The 10,790-nt window shown below is 30.6% G+C and carries 10 protein-coding genes; 9 read left to right on the top strand and 1 reads right to left on the bottom strand.

The features are described 5' to 3' along the window. The 9 genes from Q1A46_RS20510 to Q1A46_RS20470 form a co-directional block, all read left to right on the top strand. Positions 1-693: collagen-like protein (locus Q1A46_RS20510; RefSeq protein WP_299683483.1), on the top strand; the 693-nt coding region annotated here is incomplete at its 5' end. Positions 694-707: 14 nt separating this feature from the next. Next, on the top strand, positions 708-2,249 hold the full coding sequence (locus tag Q1A46_RS20505; protein WP_299683481.1) for a PA14 domain-containing protein: 1,542 nt from the start codon (positions 708-710) through the stop codon (positions 2,247-2,249). A gap of 1 nt (position 2,250) precedes the next feature. Then, the gene (locus Q1A46_RS20500) at positions 2,251-3,828 is read left to right on the top strand and encodes a hypothetical protein (protein WP_299683479.1); all 1,578 of its coding nucleotides are present in this window, start codon (positions 2,251-2,253) and stop codon (positions 3,826-3,828) included. 32 nt (positions 3,829-3,860) lie between these two features. Continuing rightward, positions 3,861-4,511, top strand: coding sequence for a hypothetical protein (locus Q1A46_RS20495; protein ID WP_299683477.1), 651 nt, complete (start codon positions 3,861-3,863; stop codon positions 4,509-4,511). A gap of 2 nt (positions 4,512-4,513) precedes the next feature. Further along, on the top strand, positions 4,514-5,416 hold the full coding sequence (locus Q1A46_RS20490; protein WP_299683475.1) for a hypothetical protein: 903 nt from the start codon (positions 4,514-4,516) through the stop codon (positions 5,414-5,416). Between the two features lie 21 nt (positions 5,417-5,437). Next, positions 5,438-5,845, top strand: coding sequence for a hypothetical protein (locus tag Q1A46_RS20485; protein ID WP_299683473.1), 408 nt, complete (start codon positions 5,438-5,440; stop codon positions 5,843-5,845). A gap of 11 nt (positions 5,846-5,856) precedes the next feature. Beyond that, on the top strand, positions 5,857-7,770 hold the full coding sequence (locus tag Q1A46_RS20480; protein WP_299683471.1) for a hypothetical protein: 1,914 nt from the start codon (positions 5,857-5,859) through the stop codon (positions 7,768-7,770). Between the two features lie 16 nt (positions 7,771-7,786). After that, positions 7,787-8,506 (top strand): hypothetical protein, encoded by a 720-nt coding sequence (locus tag Q1A46_RS20475; RefSeq protein ID WP_299683469.1) that lies wholly within the window; start codon positions 7,787-7,789, stop codon positions 8,504-8,506. A gap of 403 nt (positions 8,507-8,909) precedes the next feature. Further along, positions 8,910-10,040: a gliding motility-associated C-terminal domain-containing protein gene (locus Q1A46_RS20470; RefSeq protein WP_299683467.1), complete on the top strand. Its 1,131-nt coding sequence runs from the start codon at positions 8,910-8,912 to the stop codon at positions 10,038-10,040. A gap of 14 nt (positions 10,041-10,054) precedes the next feature. Here Q1A46_RS20470 and Q1A46_RS20465 read toward each other — a convergent pair whose 3' ends face one another. Then, the gene (locus tag Q1A46_RS20465; RefSeq protein WP_299683465.1) at positions 10,055-10,549 is read right to left on the bottom strand and encodes a DinB family protein; all 495 of its coding nucleotides are present in this window, start codon (positions 10,547-10,549) and stop codon (positions 10,055-10,057) included. Positions 10,550-10,790: the final 241 nt, after the last annotated feature.

The raw sequence follows: 10,790 nt of genomic DNA, 5'->3' as shown, positions 1-10,790 counted from the left end.
GCAGGAAACTTAGAAATTACGGATTCGAATGGTACTTTATCTGTACCGCTTACGGCTCTGGGAACAGATGATCAAACGATAACAGATTTTTCTTATGATAACACAACTAAAATATTAACTATTACTTTAGAAAACGGGAATACTAGAACTGTAAATCTAACTGGTATTGATGGAAGTAACTCACTGATAAACACAACTACAGAAGCACCTGGACTTAACTGTACTACAGGTGGACAAAGAATAGATTACGGTGTTGATGATAATAATAATGGAAGTCTAGAAGCTGGTGAAATTGATGGAACATATTACGTGTGTAATGGTGCTACTGGTTCACAAGGACCGATTGGAAATACAGGACCTCAAGGACCTGCGGGAAATGATGGCGATACATTTATCAAAGCATTTGCAAAAGTAGATGGTGCAGCTGCTACTCCTGATGCTGATAGGTTATTAAGATCACAAGGAGTTACATCAGTTACAAGAAATAGTACAGGAAATTATACTGTTACTATTCCTGATAGAGGTAATTCAGATTATATTGTTCATTTAACAGTATTAAGTCCTACAGGATTACAAGTTACTGCACAAGTAGTTGCTCAAACTAACACTACTTTCACGGTACAATTATATGGTTCTAATGTATTTTTATACAACGTAGACCGTAACTGGTATTTTACAATTGAAGATTTATAAAGAAAAGAATGACAATGAAAAAATTAACCTTTGTTTATCTCGTTTTCTTTACAACTATTATAAATGCACAGGTATTCCCTGGTGTACCAGTATCTGGTTTACCTAGTGGAACAACTGCACAAATAATTGCCACTCCTTCTCCAGTAGAAGGAGTTATGGCATATAGTACTGATCAAAGAATTATTTATTACTATAATGGCACAAACTGGGTTTCTACAAGTGGTGCTAATTGGTTACTTAATGGAAATGCAGGTACTACAAACACAAACTTTTTAGGTACAACAGATGATGTAAGAATGCAAATACGCTCTAATAATCTACCTTTATTAGAATTTGGTAGAAGAGCTACTCTTGGCTTAGTCCAAGGTTTTCCTGATTATACTGATGGAGATCAGGCTTTAGTTCATTTAAATGGTAATGGTAATGTCGCTGCATTACAATTTGCTGCTTCAGGTGCTTCATTTTACCGACCTATGTTTTTTACAACTCCAAATGGAAGTTTTAGATTGAAAGGTAGTTCTGGTGTTACAGACTTATTTGAAATTGGATCTGGAGGTCCTTCTAATGATGGAAGATTAGAATTTATAATCGGAGATGATGGTGCTGAACCTATCATTTTCAAAAGATATGATTTCAGACGTGGACAATTTCATAAAGAATTATTTAGAGTACAAGGAAGTAACAATACAGCAGATGCTAAAACCCGTTTTGGAATAAACCTTAATACAAACGAAATTCCTGTTGATAATGATTATGATGATTCTCAAGCTGGTTTCAATATTGCTAACTCTACTTTTCAAGTTGTAGGTTCAGTATCTAAATCTATAGAAACTGTAACAGGAAACTTAACACTTACAGAAGATCATCATACTCTTATAGTAGTAAATAATGCTACAATTACACTTCCTGCTGCTAACACATGCAATGGTAGAATTTATGTAGTAAAAAATATTTCTGGTAGCACTATTACAATCTCTAATTATTTAGATCAAACTAATAACAACTCTACAACTATAGGCGCAATTAACCTTTGGTTACAGAGTGATGGAACTAATTGGCAACAAATTAATAGTTCACCTACTTCTACTTCAACAACAAATAATAGTGGATTACAATATTATACTTGGAATATAGCTAATACATCACAACCAAATATTAATAATAAACGAACTCTAGGAATCTCTACTACTCAAGGTGCTACTACTGCCCTACTCGATAATACTTCTAGGGGTAATTTAGCCCCAGATAATGATGGATATATAATTCACTTTATTGGCACTTTAAATGTTCAAAATACAGGTGATTTTACATTTAATGCAAGATCTGATGATGGTACTAGAATATATATTGATAATGTTTTAGTAGTAGAGAACTGGTTTGATCAAGGAGCTACAACTAGATCAGGAACTGTAAATTTAGCCACTGGTGAACATAGAATTGAATTTTGGTATTACGAAAATGCTGGAGGTGATTTTATGCAATTCACTTGGGGAGCAAATCCAGATGGATATGCGGTGGGAAGCACAATTAATGCTAACCAATTTATTATAAAATAAAATGAGGTTTAAAAAGTTAAAACATATACTATTAACATTTTTATTATTATTAACTACTATCTCTATATATAGTCAGGTATTTCCTGGTGTACCAATATCTGGTTTACCTAGTGGAACTACAGCACAGATTTTCGCCACTCTAAATCCAGTTGAAGGAGTGATGGCTTATAGTACTGATCAAAATATTATTTATTATTATAACGGAACTACTTGGGTATCTACAGGAGGAAGTAACTGGTTACTTACCGGTAATGCTGGAACAACAAATGCTAATTTTTTAGGAACTGTTGACGATGTTCGTATGCAAATACGTTCTAACAATTTACCTTTATTAGAGTTTGGTAGAAGAGCAACCTTAGGATTGACTCAAGGGTTTCTTGATTATAATGATGATAATCAGCCTTTAGTTCATTTAAACGGAAATGGTACTATTTCAGCACTACAATTTGCTGCATCTGGTGCTTCTTTTTATAAACCTATGTTCTTTACAACTCCCAATGGTAGCTTTAGATTAAAAGGTAGTTCAGGAGGTACAGATTTTTTTGAAATAGGATCTGGTGGTCCGGCTAACGATGGTAGATTAGAATTTATTATAGGAGATGACGGAGCTGAACCTATTATATTTAAAAGATTTGATTATAGAAGTGGCCAGTTCCATCAAGAATTTTTCAGAGTTCAAGGAAGTAATAATACAGAAAATGCAAAAACTCGATTTGGTATTAACATAAACACGAATCGAGTTCCTATAGATACCGATTATAATGATCCTCAATCAGGTTTCAATATTGCAAATTCAACATTACAACTTATTGGTTCTTTTTCTAAGTCATTAACTACAACAAGTAGTAATCTTACATTAACAGAAGATCATTATAGTATTGTTATTAGCGGTAATCACACAATAACATTACCAAACGCTAATACGTGTTCTGGTAGAGAATATGTTTTGAAAAATAGTACTGGAAGTAATGTTTCCATTTCTAACTATTTAAATTTATCAAATTCTAATTCTAATTCTATAGCTGCTAACAGTACCTTAAAGATACAAAGTAACGGTAGTAATTGGCATCAAATGAATAATGATAACTCTTCTGGTGGTGGAGGCGGAACTAGTACCTTAACTTATATTGATAAATTTAATAGTACAAATTCAACAATTACTGTTTCTGATTTTAACACAAACGGAACATTAATTCCATTAAATTCTGTAAGAGTTTCAAATGGTTCAGTAGCTAATACAACAAATGATCAAGTTCAAATTACTCAAGCTGGCTTGTACGAGATTACTTACACTGTTTCTTTAAGAAAAGAAAATGGTAACGATTTTAATAATGGAGGTAATAGTTCTTTAGAAATTGTAGTTTGCCAAAATAATAATCCAATAGCAAATACTGGAAGTGTTGTTACTTTAATAGGAAATAATAACCAAAGATATGTAACCGCTTCAAGAACTGTTTTATTAAACTTAACTGCATTCCAAAGTTATGGAATAAAAGTTAGAGAAAAAGCTATTAACAATACTGGTCAGGTTATAATTGATGCTAATGCTACTGGTATGACGATTAAAAAAATTAATTAGATGTAAAATAATAAACTTATCCCCCGTGTATCATGAAATACAAAATATTAATATTGTTTTTTCTTATCATTTTAAATACTTTACAAAGTCAAGTTTTACCAGGTACTCCAGTATCTGGACTACCAAGTGGAACAACGGCTCAAATAACTTCTATAGTTAATCCTATACAAGGTTTGATTCTTTATAGTACAGATGAAAAAATACTTTATTATTACAATGGTACTATTTGGATAAGTTTAAGTAACAGTTCAAGCCTATTAGATTCTAATGTTAATTTAGCTATAGCTCAAGATGTTAACAATATATCTACAGATCCTGGAGCCGTAAATGAAACTACTGTTCAAGGTGTTATACAAGCTATTGCTCCAATTACATCTAAAGCAGCAAGAATATTTTATCCTCCTTCAGTAGCTATAGATGCTTCTACAATTGGAAATGGAAAAACGTTAAACTTATATAATGAATATATTTCTCAATTCGGTTCCCCAGCTGTAAAAAGTAACAGTGCTCCCAATACTATTCCAACTTATTTAAGCAATGAACTTTATTACTACGTTACTGCTTACGACACTAGTGTTTTAACTATTACAAATATTAATGACTCTGGAGTTATGACTTATAATGTTAACAGTATACCAAGTAATGATAATACAATTATTAATGTAGTTTTTGTAGTCAAATAATTATGAGGAACATTTTTTTTATACTATTTTTTTACTGTTTAGTTACTTTTTCTCAATCTATAAATGACTACAGAGCTATTAATACTGGTAATTGGACAAATATTGCTGTTTGGGAAATATATGATGGAACTTCATGGATATCAGCGACAAGTTATCCTGGACAACTTACTGTAACGAATGATGTTATTATTGGAAATGATGTTACTATATCTATAAATAGTAATATCACAGGAAACATTAATTCTGTAACTGTCGGAGATAGAGCTGGAGGAATCGATACTTTATTAATAACCAATACAGCAAGTTTAAATACACTTCAATTTACAATAGCTTACGATGGTTTGTTAAACTGGAATATAAACAAAACCTTTGTTTTACCAGCAAATACTAGCTTTGGAGTAGAATCTCCAAATCCTGATTCTTCATTAATTTTAGGTGTTGATTACGGAATCTATGTAAACCCTTCAGCTTGTAGTGCTTCTAAAATTTTACAAATAGGTACGATAAAGTATGCTACTTGTAATGGAGGTGGAGGAAGAGATGTAATTGAATTTAGCGAAGTTAATAATAAAGGTGGCAATCTAAGTGTTTTTCCAACAATAACAACTCCTACTCCAATATGCTCTAGTACAACAATTCAATTAAATGCTAATCCTGGCGGAACTGAGATATCTGATACCCCTTTAAATTATAGTTGGACAGTAATTTCACCTAGTGGATATAGTTTTTCTTCTAATATTGAAAACCCTATAGATACACCTGTAAATCCAGGCACTTATACTTATCAAGTAGTTTTAACAAATGCTTCTGGACTTTCTTCTACTGCTAACATCAGTGTTATTGTAGAAAATTGTACCAAGACTATTATAACCAATCGAGGAATTACATATAGAGTCAAAAATTAAACTAAATAATTATCGTTTTTAATGAAATATAATATTCTAATTTTATTTATTCTGTTTATAATAACTTCTGCTTCTGCACAAGTTTTACCTGGTGAACCTGTTAGTGGTTATCCTAAAGGTACAACTGCACAAATAACAGCTATTACAACTATAGAAAGTATAATTGCTTATAGTACAGATGAAAAATTATTTTATTATTATGATGGAACAAAATGGGTTAAACTATTCAGTGATAATTCTAAAGTAATTGTTGATAATGAATTATTTTTTGAAGACACGAATTACTATTATATTTCCGTAAGAATAAATTCATCAGATTGGATGGTATCACGTTTTTCTAGAACAAACTTAAATGATGAAACCTTTGCAATGGGAACTGGAACTCAACCAAACAATTTAGCTACAATTACAGGATTAACATTCTCTTAAATATTTATTTGATGAGAAAAATACGTTACATATTACTTTTTTTTTTAGGACTAATTATTAATAGTTATAGTCAAATAACTTTTAATGCATCTGCCCCATCTACTGGTAGTCCAGGAGGAAATAGAGCTACTATCTTTATTACTGGTCCAACTACTGGTGATCAATTAAGAACTTTTATACAAGCCAATCCTGCTGCAGGATCTGTAGTAAATAGAGATATAACTTTTTCAGCTGAATTAAAAATTCAGGGAGCAGGAACATTAACAGATAATAATGCTGTTTATCATTTCCCTGGTATTTTTAGATATGCTCCACAATCTGGGGTTACTGTTACATTTACTGATGTAACCATACACTACACAGGCTCAGCTAAAGGTCATTCCTATAATTTTGCTTACACTGCTAACTTCACAAGAGTTTTCTATTTATTGGGAGTTACTAGCGGACGTAGTGATTTTTTTAATAACGGAAATTATACTTTTAATTTTGAGGATGTGACTTTCTCTGGTTACGGAGCTTCAGATTTTTTACATTTTCAAACAAACACAACTATAGAAAATATCACGATTAATGCAAACAGAGCTTTAAATTTTGAACCTGGTGCTAGATTAGCCGGTGAAACAGAAATTATTAGAAATTTAAAATTACGTGGTGTAACACAAATTGTTGGAGGATCTGGTTCTAACGGAGATTTTAAAGCTTTTAATATGGATTGGAGTGCAACTAATTGGCGTTTTAGTCAGCGAAATGTAGATTTTTTCTTGGTCAATCCGATTAAACCAACAGGATGGACAGGATATTCTGGTTCTGCTAGTAGAGTTAAAGAATTTTATACTCACGATGTTCAAGTTTCAGATCCAAATCTAAATCCTTTAAACAATATCAATGTTCTTCTGTATAATAACAATGCTGGTACTTTTGATTATAATTTAAATACAGATATTTCTGGACAAATTACTACTCAAGAAGTTTTAAAAATAGACAATGCCGTTAGTTTAAATTTTGATAGAGGTACTTCTACCCTAGTTGTCGCTAATTATTTAAAAAACTACTATGCTGTAAATAAAAATTTCATAGAACCAATAACAGATAATGTAGTTATTACAGACGACGAATTTATTACAGAAACAAATACAACCATAGTAGCTGGTTATTCTGGTATTGCTGTAAATCATGCTGCTAGAACAGTCACAATATCTGTGAATAGAACGTTGTGTGAAGTTTATGATTTTATGAAACTTAATAAAATTAATAATCTAACTCAACCTGATATTTCTACATTTTTTGTTACTCCTTCTGAAGATATTCTAGATATTAATAATTATCAATTAATTCTTAGTGGAAGTGCAGTACTTTCTCCTTGTGAAAAATTTGTAAAAGTAGAATCTGATGTTACATCATCTATTGCTGATTTAAATAATTTAGATGTTGGTTTACAAGATGCTACTCAGTTTTACAAATTCATTTCTATAGCAAATGTGAATAGTGCTGATTTGTTAATCACTGACTTAAATACTTCTACAGATTTTCTTAGTGAAACAAATTTTACAGGAACCAGTAATAGTGTAACAACTTTTGCTAGTAATCAAGTAAGATTACAAGTTACAAGAGATGGTTTTACAGATTGGGCTACAGTTCAAGATTTTTCTGGACCCGAAGACATTTATAAGTTTGTTGCTTACCAAGCTCCTTTAATTGATCCATCAACATCGATTAATCAAGAAGAAATGATATTTTTAGCAAAGAAAATTTTACAGAAAAACGTAGGAATACTTAAAGAATTAAATGGTACTAACCCTACCTTAAATATTACTGATGTTACTCAAAATGCAACATTACAAGCTACTGAAGAACGACAAATAGAAATTTTAAATCTTCTAAAAAGAATATTAACCAAAACAACTGCCATAAAAAAGGGAATTTAACAAAACAGAAAAAACAATGAAATTATCAGTTACATTAATAATATTTTTATTCTCGATTATATCAATAAATTCACAAGTATTTTCAGGAACTCCTGTATCTGGTTTTCCTAGTGGTACTACAGCTCAAATAACGAGTATTGGTAGTCCTGTAGAAGCTACAATTGCATATAGTACAGATGAAAAAATATTTTATTACTATGACGGAATAAACTGGGTAGCTTTAAGGTCTGAACCAAATGTTTATGTTGGATTCTTTATAATTAATGCGCCTGGAGGAACAACTGCTACAACATTTAACCAAGTAATAACTGGACTTCCATTTCAACCGAGTCAAATTACATTTGTTGCTCATGCAAATGTTGAAAGTTTAAGTGTAAATTCTGCTGGTTCTGGTGGATTAAATACTGCTACTCTACAAAATGCTTTCGGAACAGCAAATGGTTTTGCTAGAAATGATGGTGGAGGAACTATAACTCAAGCTACAATTTATGTTGGTGGTAGTGGTAGTTCTATCAATTCAATTTCTAGATATTCTTCAAATTCTCAATGTTTCGGATTGAGATATGGTAATCAAAATGCAGTAAATATGGGTATAATTTCTGGTTCTTTATCTACTTTCAATACAGATGGTTTTACAATTAATATAAATTATTCTTTAGGTACTTCTGGTAATACCAATAGAGATAATGATATACTAGACGAAAGTTTAGTTGTTTTATATACCGCTTACAGATAATTTTCATATTTCAACACATTAACTTTAACACACTGAATGTGACTTATTTAATACGTTAGGGTCTTAATAAGTAAAGACAAACGGTAAAAGATTAATTTATTTTGCATTTTATAAGTACAAAAACGCAATTCACACTTAATAATCAGCAATTTATAACAAAATATCGTTTTTTTTTTGTAAGTTCGCATCAGTTTAAAAGACTAAACTCACAGTTAATCCCGAATTAAGTGTTCTTCATCGAAAACTAAAAAGATTTGTATAAGCATTTAATTAATTTTGAGTGAAGTTAAATTATAATAATGGTTAATTAATCATTAGAATTAATAGAGAAAAATAGAAATATCTATTGGTAGTAAGTAAGTAGTAAGTAAATCCCTTAGGAATAATGAGAGTTCTTCCCCTTATGCTGTTTTTAACGGCCTTAACAATTAATGCCCAAATCGCATTTAAAAATTTTGGAGACATTCAAATGCATGACGGAGCTGAAATTGGTTTTCACACAGATTTAATCAATGACGGGCAATTTGATAATAACCAAGGCTTTACAGGTTTTTACAGCGATAACGAAATAAGAGTTGTATCAGGTACAAACAGAGCTATTTTTAATAATGTAGAAATAGATGCTGTTAATAACCTACAATTAGAAACTTCACTTGGTATTATCAATGAATTAGAATATGTTAATGGTAAGGTCATAACACCTAGAAATACAATCTCTGTCTCTCTAGATTTCATTAGACATGATTTTTATGTTGGAGAAGATGATGAAAGACATACTGACGGATACGCTTCAGTTATTGGCAACAATGAGTTTATTTTTCCAATTGGTGATGATGATAGGTTTAGACCAATGATTACTCCAAATCAGAATACAGACATATATTTGAAAGGAGCTTATTTCTATGAAGACCCTAACTCTCCTTCTACTTTTGCCAATGCATTCACTACTGATGAAAAGCAAGTTTTTTTGAAAAATATTAGTACACATGAGTTTTGGGATTTAGATGGTAGTAATCAAACATCTGTAACTTTAACATGGGATACTTTTAGTTCTATTGAAAATATCTCACCTGTTTTAAATTTCTTAAGGATTGTCGGTTGGAGTAAGTCTGAACAAAAATGGATTGATTTAGGAAATACTAACGTTTCTGGTGATTTAAATAATGGTCAACTTACTTCGAATGAATTTATTCCAGATGAATACGAAATTATAACAATAGGTTCAATTTTTTCCAATGTTGAACAAGGAAGCGATAATTATTTAATATCTCCTAATGATGATGATGTTAATGATGCACTAGTTTTTGAAGGTCTTGAATTATTCAATAAAAATAAACTAACAGTTTTTAACCGTTGGGGAAATGTAGTATTTGAAGCTACTAATTACAAGAATAATTGGGAAGCTGTTTCAAATGGTAGAGCTACTATAAAAGCTAATAATAAATTACCTGTTGGTACTTATTTTTATACTTTAGAATTTGGTAATGGAACTACTAATAATTCAAGAAAAGGTTGGGTTTATATTAATTATTAATATAAACTTTTAACCTATATAGAAGTTGATTTTCTTGGAGTAGTGGGATTATAACCAAAATCTGCATCTGGTAATTCAATTCCTAATTTTTCTATAATGAATCCAATACTAGCGTAATGATGAATAGCATGACTATTCGCCTGAACTAATGCACTTCCTAACGTATAATTTGTAGTAATTTTACCTGTTCCTAAATCATCAGTTACTTTTACAATTTTATCAAAGTCTTCTGGATTAACAAGTTTCAATTGATCTATAATTTGTCTGAAGTATGCAATACCTGCATCAGTTTTAATTTGAGCTAATTCATTTCTTTCTCTATCTGAGACATCTATAACACCATTCTCTATACCTTTAAAGATACATGAAAAGACATCTAAAATATGTCTCATATTATTTCCTATACTCGAATAATATGGTGGAACTGAACAATCACTGTATTGTTCATCTGATATAGTATTTAATAACTTAAAACCTCTTTGGAGATTTTTCTCTATCGCATTAATCATAATAATTTTTTAATCACAAAAATAATTTTAAAAAATAATTGAGCTTTTAACATTATAAAATGTATTCAATAGTGAAGTAACATTATTATATTTCGTATTAAGATTAGTGTTCTTGAGTATGTAAAAGACCAAAAAATCAGATGATTGTAAAATTATAATTATTGTAGGTATAGACTTTAGACTAGTAATGATATTGATATGCGTTTTATAGAAGTATAATAGTTTTTAAGAGTAGTTACAG

The organism is uncultured Tenacibaculum sp., from assembly GCF_947502995.1.
Taxonomy (GTDB): domain Bacteria; phylum Bacteroidota; class Bacteroidia; order Flavobacteriales; family Flavobacteriaceae; genus Polaribacter.
This window is presented reverse-complemented; position numbering and strand designations above follow the sequence as displayed.

Coding starts and splice junctions, on each gene's coding strand:
- Q1A46_RS20500 (WP_299683479.1), top strand. CDS start 2,251: ATGAGGTTTAAAAAGTTAAAACATATACTATTAACATTTTTATTATTA.
- Q1A46_RS20480 (WP_299683471.1), top strand. CDS start 5,857: ATGAGAAAAATACGTTACATATTACTTTTTTTTTTAGGACTAATTATT.
- Q1A46_RS20495 (WP_299683477.1), top strand. CDS start 3,861: ATGAAATACAAAATATTAATATTGTTTTTTCTTATCATTTTAAATACT.
- Q1A46_RS20505 (WP_299683481.1), top strand. CDS start 708: ATGAAAAAATTAACCTTTGTTTATCTCGTTTTCTTTACAACTATTATA.
- Q1A46_RS20470 (WP_299683467.1), top strand. CDS start 8,910: ATGCTGTTTTTAACGGCCTTAACAATTAATGCCCAAATCGCATTTAAA.
- Q1A46_RS20485 (WP_299683473.1), top strand. CDS start 5,438: ATGAAATATAATATTCTAATTTTATTTATTCTGTTTATAATAACTTCT.
- Q1A46_RS20490 (WP_299683475.1), top strand. CDS start 4,514: ATGAGGAACATTTTTTTTATACTATTTTTTTACTGTTTAGTTACTTTT.
- Q1A46_RS20475 (WP_299683469.1), top strand. CDS start 7,787: ATGAAATTATCAGTTACATTAATAATATTTTTATTCTCGATTATATCA.
- Q1A46_RS20465 (WP_299683465.1), bottom strand. CDS start 10,549: ATGATTAATGCGATAGAGAAAAATCTCCAAAGAGGTTTTAAGTTATTA.